The organism is Bacteroides sedimenti (genome assembly GCF_040365225.1).
GTDB classification, from domain to species: domain Bacteria; phylum Bacteroidota; class Bacteroidia; order Bacteroidales; family Bacteroidaceae; genus Bacteroides; species Bacteroides sedimenti.
In genome coordinates, this window is the sequence record NZ_AP028055.1 from 500,864 (window position 1) to 525,721 (window position 24,858).

At 42.9% G+C, this 24,858-nt stretch carries 22 protein-coding genes and 1 tRNA gene; 3 read left to right on the forward strand and 20 right to left on the reverse strand.

Annotated features, from left to right (window positions below):
* Nucleotides 1-21: 21 nt before the first annotated feature.
* Complete coding sequence (locus tag ABWU87_RS01855; protein WP_353332743.1) at nt 22-2,220, reverse strand: glutamine synthetase III; 2,199 nt, start codon at nt 2,218-2,220, stop codon at nt 22-24.
* Nucleotides 2,221-2,570: 350 nt separating this feature from the next.
* Between ABWU87_RS01855 and ABWU87_RS01860 the strand changes: the two genes are divergently transcribed.
* The 3 genes from ABWU87_RS01860 (at nt 2,571) to ABWU87_RS01870 (ending at nt 6,259) form a co-directional block, all read left to right on the forward strand.
* Entirely contained in the window at nt 2,571-4,709 is a 2,139-nt protein-coding gene (locus ABWU87_RS01860) for a DUF5686 family protein (RefSeq protein ID WP_353332744.1), read from the forward strand.
* Nucleotides 4,710-4,828: 119 nt separating this feature from the next.
* Nucleotides 4,829-4,915: transfer RNA gene (locus ABWU87_RS01865), tRNA-Ser, on the forward strand.
* A 201-nt stretch (nt 4,916-5,116) separates the two neighbouring features.
* Entirely contained in the window at nt 5,117-6,259 is a 1,143-nt protein-coding gene (locus ABWU87_RS01870; protein ID WP_353332746.1) for a site-specific integrase, read from the forward strand.
* Between the two features lie 103 nt (nt 6,260-6,362).
* Here ABWU87_RS01870 and ABWU87_RS01875 read toward each other — a convergent pair whose 3' ends face one another.
* The 19 genes from ABWU87_RS01875 to ABWU87_RS01965 form a co-directional block, all read right to left on the reverse strand.
* The gene (locus ABWU87_RS01875) at nt 6,363-7,091 is read right to left on the reverse strand and encodes a metallophosphoesterase (protein WP_353332748.1); all 729 of its coding nucleotides are present in this window, start codon (nt 7,089-7,091) and stop codon (nt 6,363-6,365) included.
* A gap of 391 nt (nt 7,092-7,482) precedes the next feature.
* Complete coding sequence (locus ABWU87_RS01880) at nt 7,483-8,004, reverse strand: lysozyme (protein ID WP_353332750.1); 522 nt, start codon at nt 8,002-8,004, stop codon at nt 7,483-7,485.
* On the reverse strand, nt 8,001-8,462 hold the full coding sequence (locus ABWU87_RS01885) for a hypothetical protein (protein WP_353332752.1): 462 nt from the start codon (nt 8,460-8,462) through the stop codon (nt 8,001-8,003). The genes ABWU87_RS01880 and ABWU87_RS01885 overlap by 4 nt, the downstream gene beginning before the upstream one ends.
* Before the next feature lie 4 nt (nt 8,463-8,466).
* Complete coding sequence (locus ABWU87_RS01890) at nt 8,467-8,829, reverse strand: hypothetical protein (RefSeq protein WP_353332754.1); 363 nt, start codon at nt 8,827-8,829, stop codon at nt 8,467-8,469.
* A gap of 113 nt (nt 8,830-8,942) precedes the next feature.
* A complete protein-coding gene (locus ABWU87_RS01895; RefSeq protein WP_353332756.1) occupies nt 8,943-10,067 on the reverse strand; it encodes a hypothetical protein in 1,125 nt (374 codons plus the stop codon).
* Nucleotides 10,048-11,421, reverse strand: coding sequence for a tail fiber domain-containing protein (locus ABWU87_RS01900; protein ID WP_353332758.1), 1,374 nt, complete (start codon nt 11,419-11,421; stop codon nt 10,048-10,050). The genes ABWU87_RS01895 and ABWU87_RS01900 overlap by 20 nt, the downstream gene beginning before the upstream one ends.
* Nucleotides 11,422-11,431: 10 nt before the next feature.
* Entirely contained in the window at nt 11,432-13,255 is a 1,824-nt protein-coding gene (locus ABWU87_RS01905; protein WP_353332760.1) for a hypothetical protein, read from the reverse strand.
* A gap of 11 nt (nt 13,256-13,266) precedes the next feature.
* Complete coding sequence (locus ABWU87_RS01910) at nt 13,267-13,899, reverse strand: hypothetical protein (protein WP_353332762.1); 633 nt, start codon at nt 13,897-13,899, stop codon at nt 13,267-13,269.
* A 2-nt stretch (nt 13,900-13,901) separates the two neighbouring features.
* Entirely contained in the window at nt 13,902-15,944 is a 2,043-nt protein-coding gene (locus tag ABWU87_RS01915) for a hypothetical protein (RefSeq protein ID WP_353332764.1), read from the reverse strand.
* Nucleotides 15,941-18,844 carry a tape measure protein gene (locus tag ABWU87_RS01920; protein WP_353332766.1) on the reverse strand — a complete coding sequence of 968 codons (2,904 nt, stop codon included), beginning with the start codon at nt 18,842-18,844 and terminating at the stop codon, nt 15,941-15,943. Before ABWU87_RS01920 ends, ABWU87_RS01915 begins: the two co-directional genes overlap by 4 nt.
* 157 nt (nt 18,845-19,001) lie before the next feature.
* Nucleotides 19,002-19,568 (reverse strand): hypothetical protein, encoded by a 567-nt coding sequence (locus ABWU87_RS01925; RefSeq protein WP_353332768.1) that lies wholly within the window; start codon nt 19,566-19,568, stop codon nt 19,002-19,004.
* Between the two features lie 143 nt (nt 19,569-19,711).
* On the reverse strand, nt 19,712-20,209 hold the full coding sequence (locus tag ABWU87_RS01930; RefSeq protein ID WP_353332770.1) for a phage tail tube protein: 498 nt from the start codon (nt 20,207-20,209) through the stop codon (nt 19,712-19,714).
* A 19-nt stretch (nt 20,210-20,228) separates the two neighbouring features.
* A complete protein-coding gene (locus ABWU87_RS01935; RefSeq protein WP_353332772.1) occupies nt 20,229-20,603 on the reverse strand; it encodes a DUF3168 domain-containing protein in 375 nt (124 codons plus the stop codon).
* A 1-nt stretch (nt 20,604) separates the two neighbouring features.
* Nucleotides 20,605-21,108: a hypothetical protein gene (locus ABWU87_RS01940; protein ID WP_353332774.1), complete on the reverse strand. Its 504-nt coding sequence runs from the start codon at nt 21,106-21,108 to the stop codon at nt 20,605-20,607.
* Complete coding sequence (locus tag ABWU87_RS01945; protein ID WP_353332776.1) at nt 21,108-21,434, reverse strand: phage head completion protein; 327 nt, start codon at nt 21,432-21,434, stop codon at nt 21,108-21,110. The genes ABWU87_RS01940 and ABWU87_RS01945 overlap by 1 nt, the downstream gene beginning before the upstream one ends.
* A 2-nt stretch (nt 21,435-21,436) precedes the next feature.
* On the reverse strand, nt 21,437-21,745 hold the full coding sequence (locus ABWU87_RS01950) for a head-tail connector protein (RefSeq protein ID WP_353332778.1): 309 nt from the start codon (nt 21,743-21,745) through the stop codon (nt 21,437-21,439).
* A 6-nt stretch (nt 21,746-21,751) separates the two neighbouring features.
* Nucleotides 21,752-22,849: a phage major capsid protein gene (locus tag ABWU87_RS01955; RefSeq protein WP_353332780.1), complete on the reverse strand. Its 1,098-nt coding sequence runs from the start codon at nt 22,847-22,849 to the stop codon at nt 21,752-21,754.
* Nucleotides 22,850-22,863: 14 nt separating this feature from the next.
* Nucleotides 22,864-23,460, reverse strand: coding sequence for an HK97 family phage prohead protease (locus ABWU87_RS01960; protein ID WP_353332782.1), 597 nt, complete (start codon nt 23,458-23,460; stop codon nt 22,864-22,866).
* Nucleotides 23,461-23,530: 70 nt separating this feature from the next.
* Entirely contained in the window at nt 23,531-24,823 is a 1,293-nt protein-coding gene (locus tag ABWU87_RS01965) for a phage portal protein (protein ID WP_353332784.1), read from the reverse strand.
* Nucleotides 24,824-24,858 lie beyond the last annotated feature (35 nt).

The following is a 24,858-nucleotide window of genomic DNA, read 5'->3' on the forward strand; positions in this document are numbered from 1 at the left end:
TAACGTATATGGTTTTATATTTTACTTAGCAAATAACAGTTCACGATATTTTGGTAATGGCCATATCTCGTCATCTACCTCCATTTCAAGGTGATCAATGTGATCACGGATCAGTTCAAGGAATGGGCGAACTTTCTCTTCGTAGGAAAACGCCTTTTCTTCCTGACTCTCAATTCTGTTGGCTACCTTACGAGCTTCAATCATTTCTTTAACCAATTTCTTTATTTCAGTTACGCGATGAGAAATTTCCTTTATAAGTTCTTTTCGATCGTGACTTAGTTCATTAAATTCCTCTGCTGAGAAGATTTCTTTCATTCCTCTAATGTTGTCCAGTAGTCTGTTTTGGTAAGTAATTGCTATTGGAACAATATGATTTATGGCGAGGTCTCCCAGTACACGGCTTTCAATCTGTACTTTCATGGTGTACTTTTCCAGTTCCACTTCAATACGGCTTGTCAACTCTGTTTCATTGAAGATTTTTTCTCCGATCAATACTTCGCGTGCTTGTTTATCTCCGTATTTCATCAAAGCTTCTGGAACGTGGCAGATATTGGTTAGCCCTCTTCGTGCTGCCTCTTCTTTCCATTGGTCTGAATATCCATCACCTTCAAAACGAATAGATTTAGATGCGATGATGGTTTCTTTCAATATTCTGAAAATGGCTTCGTCGCGGCCCACACCTTCGTTCATCAGCTTATCCACAGATGCTTTGAATTCATTAAGCTGATGTGCCATAGCTGCATTGATAGCAATCATAGCTGCAGCACAGTTGGATGATGACCCGGCAGCGCGGAATTCAAAACGGTTTCCAGTAAAGGCAAACGGAGAGGTTCGGTTCCTATCGGTATTATCAAGAAGAATTTCTGGAATGCGTCCGATTCCCAATTTTAAAATTGTTTTTTCTTCCGGAGTCATTTTGGTATTTCCTGCTTGTTCTACCTGTTCTACTATTTCATCGAGCTTGTTAGAAAGATGTTTGCCCAGAAATATTGAAAGAATTGCCGGTGGAGCTTCATTGGCACCAAGACGATGGCTGTTGCTTGCACTGGAAATTGAAGCACGAAGCAGATCCTGGTTCTTATATACCATCATCAGCACATTAACGATAAAGGTAATAAAAAGCATGTTTCCTTTAGGGTTTTTGCCTGGTGCAAAAAGGTTGATACCGGTGTCTGTACATAAAGACCAGTTATTGTGTTTCCCCGATCCGTTGATTCCGCTAAATGGTTTTTCGTGGAAAAGCACATTGAAATTGTGTTTCTGGGCAATTCGCTTCATTAAATCCATTACCAACTGGTTGTGGTCATTTGCCAAATTGACATTCTCAAATATCGGAGCCAGTTCAAACTGATTTGGAGCCACTTCGTTATGACGTGTTTTTGCCGGTATGCCCAATTTGTGACATTCGAGCTCCAATTCCTTCATGAAACTAGTTACACGTGGAGGGATCGATCCAAAGTAATGATCCTCCAACTGTTGGTCTTTTGCTGAAGAATGCCCCATCAATGTGCGTCCGGTAAGACATAAATCGGGGCGGGCATTGAACAATGCACTATCTACTAAAAAGTATTCCTGTTCCCAACCCAGGTTAGCAAATACTTTAGTTACGTTCTTGTCAAAAAGCTGACAAACTTCAGTTGCTGCTTTATCAACTGCAGCAAGAGCTTTTAATAGAGGCGTTTTATAGTCTAATGCCTCGCCGGTGTATGAAATAAAGATAGTAGGTATACAGAGTGTTGAATCTACAATAAACGCAGGTGAAGAAACATCCCATGCTGTATATCCGCGTGCTTCGAAAGTATTTCTGATACCCCCGTTAGGAAATGAAGAAGCATCTGGCTCCTGCTGTATAAGAAGTTTCCCTGAAAAACGCTCAATTACATCCATATCGTCACCAAACTCAATAAATCCGTCATGCTTTTCGGCGGTTCCATCTGTTAAAGGCTGAAACCAGTGGGTGTAATGAGTAACATTAAAAGATTTAGCCCAGCTTTTCATTCCGTTGGCAATAAGATCTGCCATTTCTCTACTGATTGGAGTTCCTTTTTCTATTGCATTCATTACTGCCTTGAAGGCCTCTTTGGGGAGAAATTCCTGCATATTCTTTCTATCGAATACGTGACTACCGTAATAATCGGATAATTTGTTGGAAGGATTTGAAATTTCTATAGGTTTTCTGTTTGCAAGCTCCTGTAGAGCAAAAAAACGCATTTTGGACATAAGTGCTCTTATTTTTATGGTTGTTTGCGCAAAAGTAATGTAATTATTTAAAATACCCCCTAATGAAAAGGGGTAAAATTATAATAATGATGAAAAAATATTGTATACCCCCATTTTTATCATATCCATCGAATGATGAAATATATAGTTCTATCTGATTAATAATCGTTGAAAATCATTATATTCACGCAAATTATTAAGTGAAAACATCATCCTGTTTGAATTTTAATTCGTTTATAATAGGAGACTTTTAATTTTTATCCATTTAATTAAATCAGGAGTAATTGAAACATCGTTTCTTACACATATGGTTATTTGTTTACGCTCTAATTTTTGTCCCTTATTCAAGTGTGGCAACAGAGATTAATATTGGACTGAATAAACATCAGAAACCGATGGACTCCATTCTTGATAGCATCCTGTGCAATTCGGCACTGTACGAGAAGATTATAGAAAGCTATGATGCGCAGCTTTATATTAAAAGGAGTATGAAAGTTAAAAAGAAGAACTTTCTCCTCTATTTTGCTCCGTATACTTTGAGGCAAGCCCAAAAAGTAAAAAACAATATTACCGAGTCGATAAACGAACTCCATTATACAGCACCAAATATTTATGATCAGAGAGTAAAAGCAATTTATGGAAATAATCTCTATCTGCAGGGAGTTACTAATATTATTGCTCCTTATTTTAAAATTAACATCTACTCCTCTTCTTCCTTATTATATAATAAGCTAATTTCTCCACTTGCCTCTAATGCCAGGAATCATTATACATATCGATTAGATTCATTATGGAAGATTGGAGATGGTACTTTTTACAAGATAAAGATCATTCCAAAGAATTTAAGTTATCAACTTGTGAGTGGATATATGATTGTCGAGGATCGATCCTGGAAAGTACGTGAACTATATCTGATGGTTAGTTCTGAGTATATGCATTATAATATAAGAATATTTATGGGGAGAGAAAAAGGAGAGGAGTATTTGCCGGTAAAGTTTGATATTGATGAGTTTGTTAACTCAATGGGAAATGTAATTAATACCAATTATACTGCTCTGCTAACTTATAAAAATATATGTCTGGCCACATCGGTTCCTATTCGTACTAAAAATAAATATGATTTATCTGAAGCTTTTTCTTTAAGTTGTGATAAAGATTCGTGTATTACAGATAGTTTGCAATTTTCGCGTCTGCGTCCGATACCATTGAGTGAAAAAGAAAAAACACTCTACCGGGATTATTTTATTTTCAAGGATAGTTTTTATTATTCCAACGGAAAGATTAAGAAAAAAGATCTCAACTTCTGGGGACAGGCAGGGGAATTGTTATTGAAAAGTTATACTATTGATTTTTCTTCATTAGGCAGTGTTCGTTGTTCGCCCATCATAAATCCTTTTTTATTGAATTATAGCCATAATGATGGATTGTCCTATCGCCAGGAGTTTAAATACAACCGTCTTTTTGCTGATGATCGTCTGCTAAGGGTGGTTCCAAAAGTAGGATATAACTTCAAACGAAGTGAATTTTATTGGAGTGTGAACTCTGATTATGATTATTGCCCTGCAAGAAGAGCCTCCATTCATTTCAGTTTTGGAAATGGTAACCGTATTTATAGCAGCAAGGTGGTTGAAAAAATCAAAGATATACCCGATAGCCTGTTTAACTTTGATAAACTGAATCTGGAATATTTCAATGATCTATATTTTGATATTAACCACAGCAAGGAGGTAATAAACGGATTATATATAAAAGCTGGTGTAACAATACATCAAAGAGATGCTATAAAGCCATCAAAAATCTATGTGCCTCAACCAAGTTCAATTTCTCAGAATGAGCAAGATCTTTTAGATGGATTGAAGAATCGTTATATTAGCTTTGCCCCTCGTTTGCAGATATCCTGGACACCCGGACAATATTATTATCTGAATGGGAAACGTAAAATCAACCTTTATTCCAGATATCCAACCTTTTCTTTTGATTACGAACGAGGGATAAAAGGAATAATGAGCAGTACCGGTCAATATGAACGGATAGAATTTGATATGCAGCATCATTTTACGCTAGGGTTGCTGCAGAGTATTTACTTAAGAGCAGGTACAGGAGCATTTACCAATACTCACGAACTCTATTTTGTTGATTATGTAAATTTGTCCAAGAATAATCTTCCGGTAGGTTGGTACGATGATATTGGTGGAGTATTTCAACTGCTGGATAGTAGGTGGTACAACTCTTCAAAAAAGTATTTGCGTGCCCATCTTACCTATCAGTCTCCATTCTTATGGTTGAAACATATGAAAAAATATACCAGTTATGTAATTAATGAACGAATCTATTTAAATTTGCTCAGTGTTCCTCACCTGAATCCCTATGTTGAACTGGGGTATGGCATAGGTACTCATGTTTTTGATGCTGGAGCTTTTGTGAGTTTCGAAAAAAACAGTTTTAAACAGATTGGATTCAAATTTACCTTCGAATTATTTAATCGTTGATCCTTAGAATATTAAGAGAAATGCGCTAAAAATGTTCGAAAAATGATTAAAAAAGATTTGCACAGTATAAAAAAACTGTATATCTTCGCATCGCAATTGAAAGATAGCACAACCCTGAAGGAAGTTTGGGTGAGTGGCTGAAACCAGCAGTTTGCTAAACTGCCGAGCGGGTAACCGCTCCGGGGGTTCGAATCCCCCAGCTTCCGCAAAGAAAGGTCGTCCGAGGGGCGACTTTTCCCATTTATAGGCACTTTCAGAGCTTCCGGGATATTAGTACTATATGCCAAATAATGCCACTTTGAGACACCTTATGACAAATTTTTCGTACCTTAAAGCCTAAAAGTACGAAATGAAGTACGAAAAAATCAGATTATCTTACAAAAAAGTACGAACTAAAACGTAAAAGTATGAAAAACAGTATTTTACGCTATGTTTTTGATAGAAAAAAACAAGCAACCGACACAGAAACGGGTCTGCTTCAAATAGAAGTTCGCGAAGCTGGCTCTAACAAGAAAGTACTTATCAGTACAGGTATTAGACTACTCAAACATCAGTTCTCAACTAAAAATGGCTTTACCTGCGTTAAGCATGATAAGGCTACCATGATTACTCTAAAGGCTAGAAAGATATACGACGAGATAGAGACTTTCGTATCATCTTCTCGCTGTCATAATCTATCCGACGCTAGAAAATGGGACGTCAAGGATAAACGCACCTATTCGGTTGTAGCCTTCATATTAGAGGAACTCAAAAAGAGAGACCCTAAGGGCTCTACTGTAGAACACCACATGGTGCTAGTTCGTAAGCTGGAAGCCTTCGAAAAGATACGTACCTTCGACGACGTTACGTATGAGAACATAGCTGATTTCGACCTGTTCCTTAGAAAGACTATTAGCTCTCAGCCCGTCCTATATAAAAGGCACTCTGCCCTTAGAGATTACATAAAGACTGCCGTAAAGAAAGGACTCTGCGAGACAAACCCGTATGGTTCTGGCGAAATGCAATTCGACTTTGGGAAGGGCAAAAGCAAAGAGCCCGTATTCCTGCTAGAGCATGAGATTAAGAAAATACAAGAGTATAAGCCCCTTACCGAAAGTTTAGAGCGCGTCAAGGATTTATTTCTCTTCCAATGCTTTTCAGGTGTAGCCTATTCTGACCTTATGAGCTTCGACGCATCTAAGGTCTACGAAATGGACGGATACAAAGTATATCGCTCTAGCCGGACTAAAACGGACGAGAGCTTTATATGCGTACTCCTGCCGGAAGCGCAAGAGATTCTGGAAAAATATAAAGGAGTCCTGCCTAGAATATCCAACCAGAACTATAACTCATACATTAAGATAGTAGCTGCCGGAGCTGGCGTGAATAAGACCATTACTACACATACGGGTAGGCATACCTTTGCTACGTACCTGCTTAACCGGGACGTGCCGATAGAGACGGTATCAAGAGCCATAGGGCATTCTAGCATAAGGCAAACCCTTCACTATGCAAGAATGCTTGGTAAGAAGGTTATTAATGATATTGCCGCTATTATACCCCAAAAATAAAGCCGCCCGTCCCTTCGGACAAAGCGGCTCTACCCCCTAAAAACAAACTATCACTTTTCTTTTTAACGTGCAGACCGGAGGGGCAAAGCCTCCGGGTGCACTGCTATCCTCTTCCCAAGTCCATAGGAATGATAGCCCCCCATCTTCCGTTATCGAATATAACGCCAACGTTAAGCTGGGGCTTTTTAAAATGTCGTCCGTACGCCATCGCGTAAGCTCTGCGGTCTACACCGCATCCAACTTGCATAGCGAAGTGTAATCTAGTCTCTGATACAAATGTAGTGTAGTCTGATTCTGAGTGATAGTGTCCCTGCACAACTGAAATAAATTCATCCTTAGCCCTTATACGAGCTTTTCGACCGATGCCATGATTATATAGCACTCCGTCTATGATATGCTCCTCTGCGTACTCCCATGTGGGGGTCTCGAGTATTTCACTTATTGACTTAATCCAGTTCTTGCTAAGACCTGCCGAGAAGGCTTTACGGTCGGGTATGGCGTCGTGATTCCCGACACATACCTTTGCATTTGGGAAAGCTGCGTAGAACTTTGCAATCTGAACCTTCGCCCTTTTAAGCTCCTCTCCGGCTCCGTGTCCGTCAGGGTCAGCCTCATGGTAAGACGAGTAATGATTATCAAGTAAATCGCCTAGAAACACTACTTCTGTGCAGTTGTAGGTCTGATATATTTCTTTGCAGAACTCCAGATACCCTTCCTTAATGAAAGGGGCATGGAGGTCACCAATTGCTAAGACCGTCCTAGCGCCTGAGTCTCTCCAACGAACTAAGCGGTCGTATTCCCCTCGGGTTATACGAGGTCTTATTTTTGTCATAGTAGTTTTTTAATTAGAGTCCAAATAGGCTTCCGGAATTTCAGGAGTATAAGTATTACAATTATTCCGGCCAGCCAGTTAAATAGATAGAGCCTCGCGGCTTGGGACTTGGTTAGTTCATTCACTTTAACAGTCTCTTTAATCCGTACGCTATCCGTTAGCCGGACAGTATCTACCTTTAGCCTGTCTACGTATTTTGTCTTCCAAACTTTTAGTATAACGGAGTCCGGAGTTTCCCGTATATAGACGCTGTCGTGCATATATACGCTATCCCGGAGAAGTTTATCCCGGTACTCTGTCCGGAGTACTACCCGTTCTACCGGAGGGAGCGCTTTCTTAGAGCACCCTACCAGTAGGGCAGTAGTAAGTAGAAATAGAATTGCTACTTTTCTCATAATAGTATTAGTGTGTTTCTGGAAAAGAGGGCGGCTTCCGACTTGCGTCTTTTCACAAGTCCGGGAAGCGACTTGCCCTCTGCTGTGATATAGTGTGTTTCAATCCAGTTTGCTATCTTATCCGGGCTAATCTGCATGTTTACTGCGTCAAATAGCTGATTGCTTCCTCCGGTATTGTACGTGTGTGATACGAGGGCGTCGAATTGGTTCTGACTGACTTTGACCTTTAGGCGACTGCTAACTTTTGCCTCCGTTTTTTGTAAGTCCGATGCAAGCAATATTTCTGCCTGCTTGTCGGTCATGTTAATATACTGCGGATATTGAGCCCTTACAATTTCATAATCACCCTTTCCCTTCAAAAACCGTCCCGTCTTTTTGTTCACGAGTGCGTGTCCGTAGCCTACCGTCCATATACCCGCCGGGCACATAATAGGCTGCATACCCGGGGTTTTAGGTTCTCCGTCATGTCTTCCTTCATAATGCTTAATCAGCTTAATTCCTAGTTCTCCGGTTTTCATTCTGTTGTTTCTATTTCAGGGGTTTCAGTACGGTACGTGCCGAGCTCGGGCTTCCGCAAAGTACAATCTTTCACAAGGCATAAGTGCCTCTCAGCATAATCTTTGCTTCCTACTAGCTTCTTTACCACAGCAGTAAGCCCTTTAATCTGCCTCTGCTGAGAGGTAGTAGAATAGGTTAGCTGCTTGTTGCTTTTCTCTAAGCTGTCTAGCCGGATAGTTAAGTCCGATATGGCTGTGTCCTTCTGTGAGTTCGAAAGCCTAAGCCCCTCTATGGTTGTGTTAAAAAATGCGGTTGTCTCTCTCATTAGATTGAGCATTTCCAGCCCCGCGCTGGCGTCCTCTTTCAATGCCTCTGACTCCGCTTTACTTTTATTCTCCTTAAAGTACAGGAAGGTAGCTAGCCCTCCAGTACCTAGCACTAAGCCTGATAGGGTAGTAATTATATATCCCCAGTCCATAGGCTTATTCTTGCGTTAATCTTTTTACGATAGCCATTTCTGTTGCACCGTCTAAGGCATTGTTGGCTACTAGAGCTACGGCTTCCTCCTGTGTAAGCATGATAGGGCAGATGTCTAATTCTTCATCTAACCATTCGCGCATGATAGGTGAGAAGGCTGCGTCCCATTCGGTACGGTCGTCCCCTTCTTTCCAGCTTTCGGGCTTAGTCTGGTCTGCTATTTCATTGCGTACTCTCTCGTATTCTTCAGCCAGATTAGCCAAAGGCAGCCGCATTAAGATGTATTTTTTACGGGACTCTGGGTTTAGTCCTCCGTTATTCAACCCTAGTGTCATAAAATACAAATCCAATAAATCTCCTCTTTTCATAATAATTTATTTTTAGTGTTAATAATTTCGATAGGCACTCACTAATATGCCTGAGAAGTGCCATTTTGGTGCACACTTTCTCAGTCATATTTTTATAATTTGCAGTATTTAACTTATCTGAACTCGAAAATGTTAGACTGGATAAGCTCAGAATCCTGCGCGTCAGGAGCTCCGCGCCAAGTACTGTACTCCACCCGTACAAAACTTCCATCTAAGGCGTCCAGATAAAAGTTAGGTATAACGTATGTGTAGGAGCTGTTAGCGGCTAGCGTATAGTTTGGAAGTGCGTAGGTATAGTTAGTCCCGACTTGGTTTCCATCTAAAATTCTAGCCCTGAAATAATACCCAGAAACAAGCCCTCCGGTTTTATTACTAGAGTTCACAGTAACCACCGCACTGCCAGAGTTTGATATCCTAGCTCCAGCTTTAGCGGGAGTCTGAGTAGAGTAATTGGTAACAAAGGAGAATCCGCTTGCCAAGAACTGTCTACTCTCAAAAGTAGTCTGCACAGTATCTTCACTCTTTAAGCTCCATCTTTTCGGGTTCACAAACCCGCTTCCGGCACTCCATGAATCTGCCTCCACAAAAAATATCTCTCCTGTAATAACTCCTCCTGAGCCTATTAGAGTGTCTATCTCGGAAGCTGTAAAATCGACCTGAGCTCCATGCAAAACAGCTTGTGCGTCCGGTATCTGGGCGCTAAATTTATCTACCGTTCTGCTTTCAGTTACGTTTTTAAGTCTAAACCCTAGACAACAGTACTTAGTATCTAGTTTAAATACGTCTTGTAGTCCGGTTAGACCTACGTCGTCCCCTCCCTCTAAGTTCTCATACCCTCGGGCTATCATATTTACTGTATATCCCGACCCTTTCGTTAGCTGACCCGGGATAACTGTTCTTATCACGTCTCCTCTGCCAGTTCCGTGAATATATCCCCTAAAATCCCCAATTCTACCCGGGCAGTTGTTCCATATACGCTTGTAATCCCATTTAGTTTGGGCATACGTAGGGGAGGAGGAGTCATTTTCTATCCAGAAGCCATTTCTAACCCTGTCGTCCACAGATGAAGTTTTCCAATACTTCCCTGTATTCTTTACCCGGACTGTGTCAATGATGGGCTTTCTTTTACTCCACTGAAATATTTTCGCGTGTGAGCAGAGTGTACCTATATCCGAGCTACCTACGCCGATTGCAGACGCTACTAATTGCGTTGTTATATTACTTAATGGTAATGCCATGTTTCTCCAGTTTATTTGTTAATAATTCTATTTGCGTTTGCTGTTCCTTCATACCAGCAATGAGGTACGGGATAATCTTAACGTAGTCTACGGACTTATAACCGTCAGAGCTTTCATGTACGAGCTCTGGAAGAACTTGCTCCAGCTGCTGCGCTATAAGACCAAAGTCTCTAGCATCTGTCTTATGGGGGTTAAGTTCTTTAGCTTTTTTGTTCCAGTTATAAGCTACCGGGGCTAGTCTGCATATAACGTCCAGACCGTTATTTATACTTCGTACATTGGTTTTGAGTCTCTCGTCAGAAGTGGAATAAGCAGCCAGCTCCCCAGTACAGTACGTATTTCCAGTTAGGATAATACCTGTATCAGTTAGTGTTAGCTTAGATTTAGTAACCCAATTATTGTACTTAACTATAGATATCTGGTTTCCGTTGGAGTATATGGCGTTTTCGTAAGAAGCATTTTGCAAACATATATTTGCATTATGATACGCTTCACTATACATTATAACTGTGTCCTGAAATTCTGCTGTCGCAAAGACGCTAAGGCTTCCCTCAACTGACAGAGTATTGTACACTGATAAATCGTACCCTACAATCATACTACCAGTGATGCTAGCACCTCCTGACACCTGCAATGCGTCGCTGGCAGTAGATGGAACTGATAACTTAGCATTGTTAATTTTGAATACGCCATTTTCTGAAATTAGCCTAGTAGTGTAATCCGATGATGCGGACTCGTGAAAGTCGATGTACTTACCGACCTCCATCACTCCGTCGCTCTTAATAATAGGTATCTTATTGGCTATACCAGCAAGCGCGTAAGCATTTGCAGAAGATATTCCTAGCGTTGAGCCGTCAGCCATAAGTATATCAGTCGAAGACCCTCCGGATTTAACAAAGGAAGAAGCTGTTAGTGCCCCTTTCAGACTAGCATTCCCGGTATTATAATTAAGGGTTAGCACGTCATAGTAAGACCCAACTACGGTCGTATAGTTGCTCTGGAATCGTAGATTGCCTCCAGAGTTGAGCATACGCCAGCTGGCATTTGTTCCCCTCCAAAGTTCTAAGTGGGCATCCCCGGAGCCGTTTGCCCCTATAATGCGATTAAAGTTGTAGGACGTTATGGAATCACTGACAGTACCTCCAGTAATCCCGAAGCCCTCTAAGGTAGTAGGGACTCCGGTTAGGTTGTCCCAGTGTATATCATCCATAGTAGCCAGCCGAGATACTACGCCCGCCTTATTCTGATACAGTCCATCAGCTAAAGCCCCGAGAGCGATAAAATTGCTCCCGGGATTTTTAACTGCTGTGGCTACTTGTATATCGAGATGTTCGAGATACTTTTTATTTGCCATGATTATTTGTTTATCCGATTATACAATATGAATAAGCGTTAGCTGCCGGGGCTACGTTAAAGTTAAATACAGTAGTCCCGTCCGGAGACGTAACTATATCGCATTCCACCACAGTGCCTGTAGCAGTCTCGTACACCTGCGCAACTACGCCAGCGGGCAACCCATGATTAACAGAGAAAGAAGTAACAGAAGTCGATATTTTCCCCGTCATTTTTCTAGTGAAACCCCCTTTTGCCTCTGTGAATCCTGTACCTCCGTAGGCAACTCCGATAGCAGTTCCCTGCCATACTCCAGTAGAAATAGTTCCCACTTTCGTAAGAGACGAATTAACAATGTTAGCCCCTAGAGTAGTCGCACTAAGAACGTCAGTTCCTGCTATCTTATAAGTCTTTCCGGAAGCTAAATCTAAGTGTTCACTAGAAGTCCAAGCGCCAGAGGAACTATACCAGTTAAACGTTTTATCTGTAGCCCCTTTGAGTGTTACCCCTCCTCCGTTAGCAGTAGCGTCCGTAGGAGTAGCTACACTTCCTAGCTCAATATTCTTATCGTCTACTGATATGGTAGTTGAGTTTATGGTAGTAACTCCTCCATTTACGGTAAGGTCTCCTGTAATAGTAAGCCCTCCGGAAATAGTTCCCCCAGTCAGCTTCAAATACGCGGCGTCGTGGTTGTGCGCTAAATTAAGTGTCAGGTTAGCCAGACCATTTCTAGTAAACGTTACCGTTCCGTTACCTCCGTCTGTGGACGAAGCCCCGGTAAGATAGTTGTTCACATAAGAGGTTATATACCCCACGTCGTTTGCAAAAGCAGACAACTTCGTTGGAAAGTCAGTTATCTCCGATTTAGTGTGAGTATGACCTATTGCTGAATAGGAAGCGTCGTGATTGTGATTACTCAGTGAATAACTCTCTGCCACGTTAACCCAGTGCGTTCCGTTATATTTCAGATAATTTCCAGTGGCTAAATTAGTCAGGGACACATCTGCTGCATCAGCAATAGCGCCGATACCTGCACCACCTCCTCCACCTGAACCGATACCATACGCGGACAGCGCGCCAGTTGCATAAGCATCACCCGCTATCTCCAGAGCGCCATTTACGATAGATATGTTGATTTCGTTTGTTCCGTCTGTGATAGTCAAGCCCTTAACCTTCGCGCCCGCTCCGGCTGTAAGCAGACCCGAAAATTCTCCTGTAGAGGTTTTTAAACTTCCAAGAGTCGCAAGTCCGGTAGACGCTATAGTGGTAACGCTCGAAATAGCCCCAGATATATTACTAGTTCCGTCGAAGTTCTGCCCGAAAATACTTCTAGGCGTCGATAGCTTTCCAGCGGCAGTAGCTGTCTTAGCATTTCCTTCCAAATCTCCAGTGAAAGTCGTGGAGTACATGTTATTGAACTTCAACGCCGAAGTACCCACAGAAAGGGTATTGTTCGCGTTTGGAGTCAGATTACCTGAGATAGCCCCTCCTGATAGATTTAATTTCTTACCTAGTTCCAAAGCGGTTGCATCTGATACGGGCTTATTTAAATCCGATGTATTGTCTACATTAGATAGACCTACAGCCGCTTTGTTAAGGGTCTGCCATGTCTTATCCCCTCTGAAATATTGTGAAGTAGTACCAGCAGCTATGCTAGGTTCTCCCCCTAAATCTGATAAAGAATCGCCGCTAACCCATGATGAACCGTTGTACCATTTTAGTTTGTTGGACGCCGTATCAAAGTACATCTGCCCTTTTGCCGGGCTGGTAGGGGCAGTCCCTAAATTTTGTAAAACAGCATTTAGCAGCTGGTTTTTGCTAAGGTCTATATCGACCAAAAATAATCTTTTTGCCATTATTTATTGCTTTAGTTTAAGTATGCTTCGCCCGAAAACTCGTAAGCGAAAGACACCCTTACATTGTTATTATCCAAATATTCTACTTGTCCCTCTACCACACTACCTGCTGAGTCTACTACCGTAACAGAAGGTCTTTTTCCAAGATTGTGCGTTATAAACCATACTGTAGATGGCATACCCTGTGAATACTTATACTGCTTGTCAGTTTCCATATTCTCTACGGTTTCGGCGACTCTTCCCACTTTATCGTTAATCGAATTAATAGCGTGAGCATTGAACGTCTTGGTATAGTCTACTGGGTCGAGGTACTGGCCAAAGTAGGAAGCGTCCAGAACTTCTTCGATTATTCCGCCTCCTGAACCTCCACCCCCTGCGCCAGCCCCGTATGCGGATAATTCACCTTTCGAGTAGAAGTCGTCTATCGCATGAAGAATACCGTTCTCGTCTATGTCGAAGTGAGACAGTATTCTAATAGCCTTCTCCGTCAGCTGGTCTACGACTTCCTTGTTATCATGTATATGCCCCGAAGGAGTTCCTGAAACAGTAGGCTGCGGGAGCATAGTTCCTACTCCCGCTGCGCCTCCACTTGTCAGTTTAGGGCTCCTATATCTGGCTGGTACATATTGCTTTTTTATTTCCATAATTACATTTCTATAAGGTTAAGTCTTACCGAGTCCATTTTATAATCTTCCGCACCTCCAGCTACTAAGAACCGAGAGTCCGGCAGAGATAAGTCCGTAAGCAGAGAATAAGGCTTTACCGAGTTTGTGACTGTAGGGTCAATCTGGTATCTAGGCTTACTAAACAGACTTACCATTCTCTCTATAAGGAGTTCCTCCGCAATTCCTTCTTTATTCAATGCTTCTGACCGGATATTCTGTAGGTACTGCCTGTTAGCCATTACACTACTGAGGCAAAGTTTACTGTCCGTATTGGTGCATATCTTTAAGTCTATTTCGTCGGCTTCCTCTACATAGTCGTCGCTAATAAGGTTCTCATACGATACATCATTCTTGCTTCCGTCTTTAACCCAATCACTATACACCGTACTAGCGTCAGGAATAGCATAGTCGAGTGATATTCCCTTTATGTACTGATATTCATAATAAGGCAGCGAACCGGGGTATTCTTTATCCATGTCGCATATTGTCAATTCGCACTCGCCATTAATTATATACGGCGGGCACTGTATAATCCTGCCGGAAAGGTCACCTATACCCAGAGTATAATTGTTAGTGTTCTTAACAGGGTAGTACCTATTAGATATAGGGTCTCCTTTCTTTGTATCTAAGGCAACCGGGAACGTAGTTATACCTGTCTGCCAGCTAGTACCATTGTAGTAGTATTCCCCTAATCTGAGAATGCAACGCACATTCTTTGTACCCGCAAAAGTCCACCCGTTTGTAACAGATGGGTGCGCAAATCTCTCCCCATCTGGTACGAATTTTACCGAGAAGTTTATGCACAGATACACATTTGAATTAGTTACTATGCTTCGGGTAGTTTTTATCTTAATTACTGGTCTATCTACAGCCATCCAATGCGTACCGTACTTCGCTGTACAAATCAAAACCTCGTCCGCAAAATCTAGTTTGCTAGGCGTATTTTCGGTATTATACGAAGCCGTTCTAACAAAGCAAGAACCTAACTTTTCAGGTACAACGCTCCCGTGATGTTCTACCCAGTCGTACCCGCCCTTAGCATTTTCTACGGACTTGTAAAAACTAAATCTAGGCTGCTCATAGTACCTAATTATCCCCTTATACGTAGAACTCTTTTTATTCTCCGTATAGGTCTTATCAAACTCCACCATTGAGAGGTACGTACTCTGTTCATTGTCGAACTCGGGTAAAACGCTATCCATCTCATACAAGGAACAGCTCACAGAGGCTTTGTTCTTCCCCGGTATTCTACTCAAAGTAGCCCCAGTTCCCTTATACCCTAACTCCTGAATAGTTTTTTCGTCCGATACTACTAAATCTACCTTCTCAGCACCTGTGTACTTCCTATACGTATTAATACCTTTCCTGATAGCCGCATAGTCCACCAGCCATATAGCGTCCTTATATACCGTAAAAGTACACCCCATGAACTTAGCTATTTCCTCGAGGACTTCGTAGTAGGTCATTGCTTCCCCTAGTTCGTCGTAAAAATTAGCGGTAGCTATTGTAGCTGACTCTATGAGTTCTCCCGTCTCGGGTATATGCACTGCGGAGGAAACATAGATGGAGTTATACCCAGCCAAGAAAGCGGCATCCTGAATAATTTGTAGAAATGTGACCGTTTCTTCTGTCCGGTTAAACTTCTTATATTTCAGAGTAGACAGGGCGCAAACGCACTCCATGTCATATATAAACTCTGGGTTAGAAAAGTCTTGACTAAACGTATCTGGCGTAAGAAACCCATACCACTCGGGCATACCATTTTTATATAGCCTTATTCTGACCCCTTGCGGGTTAGAAGCATATAGGCTCTGTAGGTAGTCGCTTCCGTAAACGGATAGAGTAGCTTTAGACAACCTCATAGGAAGGTATAAGTCGTCTTCATCTGTTTCACTGGTAAAGGGCGTTTCGCCCCCTACCAATTCCACAGCTTCTCCCTGATACCCGAGACTTTCCACTTTCACTTCGTATTGCACCCCAGCTAATGACCTGAAAGGCACTGTGTACATTAAGTTATATGTCATGTTCTCATATTTCTTTTAGTTTCTTGTTCTAAAATTCCTAGCAGCTTTTTGCCAGATATCTCGAAGACTACTTTCCCAGAAGGGGAATTAGCCCCCAGTGCTGACTTACCGTTAAGAGCGTCGAATAGTCTGGTTTGCTGACCCTTGTTAAGAACCATCTCGCCGCTATTCAATCTGGCTAACACCTTATCCCCTTCAAAGCTGTTTCCTCCAACGATACCGCCATCTGCAAACATGGGAATAGAAGCTGCCATGATAAGGGCTTTCATTTCGGCAATCTGAGCAGCAGCTAATCCTACTCCACCGAAAGGTATTCCTGCGTAAGCGGCTGTACTGGCTGCGGCCATTAAAGCCTGTGCGGCCACTTGCTCTGCTCCTAGTGCTGCCACTACTGCTGTACTCTTAGCCGTAGTACTTGTAACTTCCGCTAAATCAGCGGCTGTTTTAGCCGCGCTTACTGCTTCAATCCCAGTTACTTCGGTAGTTGCCTTAGTAGCGTCTAGTACAGTCTCTGCTTGCTTTGCAGCTGCGAGAGCCGTAGAAGCTGACTCAAATGTCTGTACAGCTTTAACGATAGTCATAATTCCATCGTAGGTTCGACTTATTGCCTCCAGAAGCATAAACAGCTTTTCCAAACCCGAGATATCCGGGTCTCTTAGCGTTTCAAATGCACTTTGAATATGTTTTCCTAGCTGGTAAAATGCCCTAACCCCGTCGTCTGCGCTTCCTATCAAGTCCTTTTTGTACTCGGCTATGTCTTCTTTAATCTCAGCAAGTTTAAGAGCGTCCTTCGTACTTTTAGATTTACTAATAGCTTTGTCTAGTTCATCCGAAAATCTTCCAGTTTCCTCATTCAGCTTTTTCCATTCGTCTACTAACTTCTCCTGTATGCTAAGTTCTTCGCTTAGTTTGTCCTTGTCAGATTTCTTGTAGTCGAGGGTCGTGTCTCTGGCATCTGCTTTTGGGAGTTCTATGGGTTTAAGCTGATTTTTCATATCTATGAGGTATCGGACAAAATCCTCTCCCTCAGCTCCTATATCCGAAATAGCGCCTGCTGACTTAGCCGTCTTATCAGCTAGGGACGCGAGTTCTTCGTTATACTCCTTTTCAGTGTAGTACCCCTTGTCTTTAAGTACCCTTAACTCCTGTAAGTCTTCGGCATACTCCTTCTGGATTTTACTTAGCTCTGTTTCCGCTTCTGTCAGAGGATTATCGACTCCGGCTTTAGCCTTTTTGAAAGTGGCGTTCTTAGGAGCATTCTTCCCAAGTAATCCGGCTATCTCCTCGTAAGTCTTCTTGTTAAGGGCATCGACCGCTTTATTATATTCTTCCTCCTTTATAGCCCGGATAGCAATCTGATTATTAAGTTCGCCCATCTCTTTAGCGTACTTCTCCTCAGCTTTTTGCAAGTCTGTTTTATCCTTCGCGTCTTCAGTATTCTTAGGCTTTATAGGGTCTTCCTGAGCTTGAAGTACTGCTGCTCCTAAATTTTTGTCAGCGTCCTTCATTATTGCCCTAAGCTGTATAGCCTTCTGCATGTCATTGAATAGCTCCTTATTAGCGTCCCAGAAAAACTTAGCGTTATAAGAATCACTACTAGCGAATTTCTCCCCTTCTAAAAATCTGGCATTTAACTTACCTTCCCCTCCGTACTTTGCATAAATTCTGTTAAGCTCTGCCTCTGACTCTACCTTACTTCTGGCATAAAAATCAGCTTTTGCAGTAGCCTCCAGAAGTTTTACTCTTTTAGCCACTTCTCTGTTTAATTCCTCCTGAGACGCTTTCTCTAGCCCTAGCATCTTCATTAACTCTCTCTGAGCGGCGTTTATGTCCTTATGAGTTTGCTCTTTATCCTGCGTTATGGCTAGCAAAGATTTTAGCTTGGCGGCTTCTTCTCCACCATTAACAGCCTTTAATTCTTTCTGATAATCAGAAAATATGCTCCTAATAGCATTCGCTTCTTTTTCGGCCTCAATTAATCCGAATATAAAATCGGTAACTAGCATTATGAGAGCCATTATACCCGTGGTAACAAATGCGGTTTTCAAAGCTATTTTAACCCTGTTAAGGGCAAAAGAAAATACGTTAGCAGTCTTATTAGCTTCAAATTGTAACTTAGCTGCTGACCTAGCTGCCCCTTTTGTCCCTTTGATAGCTTCTGTTTCAGCCAACCTTCCAATTTTAGCAATCCACAGCACTACTTCTTTCAGACCCTTATTTATCAACACCCCCGTAATTATAGCTGCTATGTGTCTTACTACGGTACGAAGATTATTTTGCAAATACTCCATTCCTTTAGCTATGCCATCTATAAGGGTCTTATAAGCGTTCCCAATCCCTGTATTATCGGTAAACTCTATAAATGCTGTTTTTAGCCTATTTAAACTGGTCTCTATGTTGTCCGTATTTACGTTCGGGAGCATTTTTTCCATTTCCTCCGCGAACTTGGGGAGGATATCCTTAGCATACAGCTCCCCGTTTTTCAGGAGCTTGTCTAACTGCTGAATGCTTACCCCTGCGGCTCTTGCCATAGCCTCCATAGCAATAGGCATACGCTCTCCCAGCTGCCGTCTAAGTTCCTCAGAACTAATCTTACCTTTAGCCATCATCTGAGTAATAGCTAAGAATGATAAGTTAGACTCCTCGGCCGAAAGACCGAAAGCTGTTGAAGCTCTTGTAATAGCTGTAAATATCTTCTCTTGGTCTGCTACGCTTACGCCCCCGCTGGTAGCGGCTGCTGAGAACCGGGCGTAGTTTCCGGTTAGAACGTTAAGCTCCTGCCCATATTGCTTCGCTAGGTCTATCAGAAACTCTTGATTTCTAACATATCCCGCCATCGTTCCTGATATATTCCTAAGAGCTACGCGAGCTCTATTAGTCTCCCGGGCGGTTTCTATCATACGGCTGACTAAGTTAGACAGACCTAGACCCCCAGCTCCGAGAGCCGCGCCCATCGCTAGTACTTGGAACTGAATATTCCTTAGCGAACTCTGAACGCTGGTAGCGCCTCGCCTAAAATTTTCAGTAAGAAAATTAAGTGCTATTGAAAATGATAATCTAGCCATTTATTCCTCCTTCCGTTTTTATGAATTTGTTAAATCTGTCTTCATCAGCTTCTAGTTTAGCCAGATTTTCTTGTCTTTTAGCGTCGGCCTCCCACGGAAAAGTGATAAGGTCGCTGGGCTCTTTTAGCTTTTTACTGTCTACATGTGGCAGAATAGAAAACCAAGTCCATAACCTACGCTCCTCCATCTGCTCGCGCTTCTTGCTCTCTAGCGCCTTTATGTATAATGGGAGCTCGTGCACGTCCATGTCGAACATCACGTATTTTGCGTCTAGCCCGCCATGTATGATTATGTACGTAGCAAGTTCCCCCACACGTAAAGTAGGAGTTTTATCGTCCGGGTTAGCTGATTTTTCTACGGCTTTCTGAAATTGAGCCATGTATGCCATTGCCTTTTCTGCTTGTTTAAAGATGCGGTCGCTCTGCTTCTTACTTCCCATGAGAACCTTAAAGGTGTTGAGCGTAAAAAGGCTGTCACTTCCAGATACAGCCATAGCGTACAGAAGGGTCGTATTAGTTTCGTCGTCTGAAAAGTCGAAGTCTGAAAAGGCTGCCCCCATAAGATTTTCTGCTAGCGTTATGGCTCTTATATTGAGTTTTAGGTTATCTATCATGCTGTGTTATCTTTAAATAGAAAAAGGGACAGGCGATTAACTCTCACCCGCCCCTTTTTGTGGATATTTATAAACTATGAACAGAGCCTTTATACAGCTTCGTCTAAGGCTACTCCTGTGGAGTCTTTAAGAGCCCCAGTACCCTGCAAAGTGATGGAACTAGAGCAGATAGCTCCTTTATCAGCCTTCTTGTCAAGAGAGGTGATATAAGCGGTTCCTGCGTTCCACTTCTTAGTTTCGTCCATTGCGAACTCGTCGTCAAGTTCTCCCGGCGTAGCTTTAGGCTCGGCCATCACAACCTCGATAGGCTGTCTTTTTGCCATTAGCTTAGCCAAAGTCTGGTAGCTCATGTGACCTGTAGTTCTTGATACAAGAGACTCAGCCGATACCTGCCATCCGATTTGTCCGGCGATAACGGTCTTCCACTGTCCGCTAAACTTGTTGGTAGTGTCGATAGTATCGGCGCTTAATGACAAGGTGTGACTGGAAGCAAAGGCAATCGGGATATATTTTTCACCCGACTTAACATATAGTAGCAGCTCCTCACCTCTCAAAAGGTCAGTGCTTTCTTCATAAGTATTAGCCATTTTTTATTAATGCTTTAAATTATTGAATTTCAAAAAGTAAAAGTTGGACGTACTTCTTATCTGAGTAGTCCTCTGTAGAATCTATTAGCTCAAACCTAGTAGCCGTATTGGACTCAGTAAGAGCTATAAATATGGCCTCGGCAATTTCCTGCGACCTCTCATAGCCATTGCTGACTACTGCAAACATAACTGTAGCCGTCTGCATGTATATCCCCTGCTTAGTTTGCTCTACTGCATATTTATCTCTATAGTACAGTATGAAGTCTTCGTCAGTGTCTTCCGGGGCTACGCATGGGAATATTCGAGAGCCTATTAGCGCTCTGACCGTAGTGTCGGCCATTAGTATATCCCGGGCAGCAGAGCTTATCCGGAACTTAGTTGATTTAAGAGCCATATTATCTCCTTTGTATTATTCTCTCAACTGCTCTTTCTAGGTTAGCCATTAATGACGTTACGGCTCGTTTTCCGTCTTGTTCGAAAGTGTCCGTCCAGAAACTAAGGGCTGGCATCCATCCGGTGCTCTTAGGTATTCCTTTCTTGGTCGCTTTTTTCCAGAATCTTTCCTTCTTCGAACCTCTGTCTACTAGCGACGCATGGCTTCCGTATCCATCCTTGCCAACTTTGTAGGCGTCATAGTCTTGGCTAAAGCCTGCTAGAGCTCCTAGCTTACGTCTTTTTACTCTAACTTTAAACGATTTCAGCAAGTTACCTGACACCCCGGCGCTATCCTTCATCCTGCCTCTTAGTCGGCGTCTTCCACCAGCTACTAGCTTTCCTCCGGCTCTCCTGAGTGCGTACTTAATAGCCTTATCCTTCTCGATATTATTTAGTTTGCTAACTACGTCATATACTTGGTTAAGGTTTAGTATTTCAGTTCCTATGCTTACCTCATTTGCCATTATTTATTGATTTTTCTAACCTGAATTAGCAGCGAATTGTCGTCTGCGTTAGGTTGTATCATTAGTATTTCGTATCGGTCTCCCGCGTAAACTAGCACCTGCTTTTCGTTGACTTTATCGCTTCGGCGAATCTGAAAAGTGCGTGAAACTCCTTTAAAAAGTTCCATTGCATCTACTCCGTCCTTGTCATACGATGGTGCTGATTTCCTTAAATACGCTCGGCACTTATATACTGATACATACTCTTTTTTATACTCTCCTGACACGCCCTGCGTAGTTCTTAGTTCTAGGAACTCAATGAACTCCCTTAAACTGGCTGCTCTCATGGCTATGTCAATTTTACATAGGGCATAACTAGAAAACTCAGGGTAAAAGCTACGTTACTTGCCTTTGCATAGCTTACGGGTTCCCGGTTTTCGTACAGGTTAGCAGCTACCAGCTTGATAGCGTGGCGTAGAGGTGCGGCGAGTTTACTTTCGCCTGACTGCTCCTCTACGACCACGTAATCTTCTAAGCCAGTGTTAATCATGTTGGCTACAGCCGCCTCGGCAGTCTCTATTAAGTCTGCGATATAGATGTCGTCCTCAGAAAAATCTACGTTAACCTGCCTTTTAATGTCCTCTATAGTTACGTACATCGGCTATTAAGGTGCGACCTTAACCTTACCCACTGCAAAGGCTTCTGGGCGAAGGATAGTTTGGTCGAAGTCGCCGTTTAATACGAAGTTTACCTGATTTTTCTTAGCCCCAGTATAAGGGTCAAGAATCAACTCAGAACGACCGAACTCGCTAATTACAGCGTAGTCGAAGAATCCGAACAGAACATGACCCGCTGGAACTAGGTTAGTTACCTTAACCGGATAGCCGTTCATCTCTCCATTCTCCAGAATCATTTTTGTACTACCAGCTTCAATCGGAGTCGATTTCAAGCGACCAGCCATAGACGGAGAAACGATATACGCACCTACCCCGGTAGCGTCTACGTTAGCGTCCATAACGGTAGTTTCCAATTCTACAATCTCTGCGAAAGTAGGAGCGTCAGCTACGAACTCTACGTCTGCTGCCTTATTGAATGCGCCTCCAGTAGTTCCAGCTACCACTCTATCTACCGTATTGAAGAACCATTTGTTAAGGGTCTTAGCAACTGCTAAACCAATTTGCTTGGTTACGATACCGTACAGGTTCAAGTTTGACTGGTTAAAGGCTCTGCGAGAAACAGGGACAGACACAGCAAGACGCTTAGGGCTCGCTTTGATTTTCCCAAATTCTAAGGTGCTGTCTGCAACCTCAGCGTTTTCACCCTCGATAGTGGCCTCAATTCCAGCTACAGTCGGCCACAAAGGCTCGCCCTGTACATTAGTCTGCATTGGTACTCCCAGCTGCTCGAGTACAAGGGCTGGAGTCAATGCGTCCAGAACGTCTTTGTACACGATGGGGATAGTGTCTGCCACAGACGCGCTAGTGAGAGGAGCAGAGGCGCGTAATTCGATAGACGTTCTCTGTCCGGACTCTACCGCGCGAGTAACGTTTTCTGCGAAAACAGCTCTCATGTCTACTTCACTTCCCAGAGTTTCGTCCATCTGGCAGTCCAAGCGGCGCTGCATCATATCCTTTTTATTACTCAGGGCGTCGAAGGCTTCTTGTTCGTCAGCAGTGAGACTTCTTTTTTCGGTTTCGGCCTTGTCAAGTAAGGCGCGCATCTGCTCTTTGTACTCAGCAATTTTGTCTAAAAGTTCTTTCATGTTTTGGTTGTGTGTTAAATTAAACTTCTTAATCTTTGTAGTTCTTCCTTATAGGAATCGTCCTCCTTATGTTCTTCCTCGTCCAGCTCAGTGATACTTCTTACAGTAACCTCCGTCCCGGAATACGCCGGGTCTGCGGTAATGGTAACGTCGTGTAGGCTATCCAGTTTATTTACTGTTCTTAGCCAAATTCCGTTTGCCTCCTTAGTCCAAGAGTAAGAACCGGGTTTGTAAGACCTGAAAGCGAAAGACGAACCTGATATATCCCCTCGCTGTATCATCTCCAGAGCGAAGTCCCCATCTGGGGTGTTTGGGGCTTCAAACCTGTATTTAAGTCCGTGGTCGTCGAACTCTAGCGAGAGAGTTCCTACGCCTTTGTTATACCGGGCTAAAAGCCTCTCTCTGTTGTGTTCAATCAGCGCTTTTACGTCGCTTCTCTCTAGTAGCTCCGGAGAGGCTACCTTATCTGATATGATTTCATGGAAAACTCGTCTTTCCTTCTCGTCATACATGATTTTAGAGCGCTGATTGTACACCAAAGCGTAGCCCTCAACGGTTCGCCCGTCCACAATTTTTGGGGCGGCTAGGCCGTCAAAACTTCTAATTTCCATGTTATTGATTTTAAGTGATTAATAGCCTCTACCTATATTCCCGAAAAGGTGTGTTTTGGCGTACACTTTTTTAGGTTTCAGCCTCATTTTCTTCTACTTTTTTATCTTTTTCTTCGTTTTTACCCGTAATAGGCTTTTCCGGAGGCTCTTTTTTACCCTCAGCGGACGAATCTTCTGGCTTCTCTCCTCGTATTTTTGCAGAGTCAATAGGAGCAATGTTACAGCTAACAAAAGCTATATCCCCACCGTCTACGGGAGGTAGGTTTTCTTTTTGCCGGATTTCATTTGTGGTGAATGCCCCGATTTCCTGCATTTGTTTGTAATATTTCGATTTAGTGTCTAGGTCTACCTGATACAGAGCCGAGATGTCGAATTTGATACGATATTTGCCTATTAGGTTTTTAGGTATTAGTTTTGCGGAGAACTCCGCCTCAATCTTAGCTAGAACTGGCTGCAACGTGTCTGTCAAGAATGATACCTGACTGTTTTCACTTGCCTTATAGTTAGACGAAGCCTCAGCGAATACCTTATCCGGGTGAACCCCGTAGAAGCGGCATATCTCAAACACTGAGAATTTTCTTGTTTCCAAAAGCTGCGCGTCTGCGGGAGTGATAGATAGCTGCCGGAAGTCTACCCCGGCGGGCAATCTCATAATGTTTTCCCCCGCTGCCAGTTCGGCTTTCAGGCGCTCCTTAACAATGTCGGTTTGCTTATCCTGATACTTACCCATACCGGAAGCTATATCCCCTCCAGTTACGAAACCTTTCATCCTATTGCCCCCCTTCAACTCATTCAAGGTCTGCTGGTCGGCATTGGCGGTTACATTCATTGTCCTTGCTGCGTAGGAGATTGTAGATACTCCCGTATAGCCTCCGTCAATGCTCTTGTTTTTCAGGTGAATAACCTGCCAAGCCTCGTACACTCCATTAATACCGTTAACCCAGTCGTGAATGCGATATGTATGAGTAAACTTGTCATAGTTCACAGAGCCTCGGTTACATAGCACAAGCTCCGATACTTCGCCGCGCTTCCGTTTTATGAGAATGTAGGCATTACCCTCGTTGTACATCTCAATGATGGCGTTTTCTAGCAGCTCGTAAAAGGTTTGCCTCCCGGAAGCCATCCAAGAGAATATAGGGTATAACTCGTGTTCAGTATCTACCTCATAGTGTCTGCTTTTCTTGCGCCGTATCTCTAGTGGTAGAGAGGCTATAGTCCCTGACAGGATAGATACGCACCTGAAAACAGTTGCTAGGCTCATGGCGGAATCTCCGCTGGTAACGTTTATATTGTTAGCAGCTCCGGAGCCTATCAAGTCGAAATACTCGTTGAGGAAGGGGTCGTCAGAGGATATGTACCGCAACTCCGGGGCGTCGCGCCTTCTGCGAAGGCTGATTT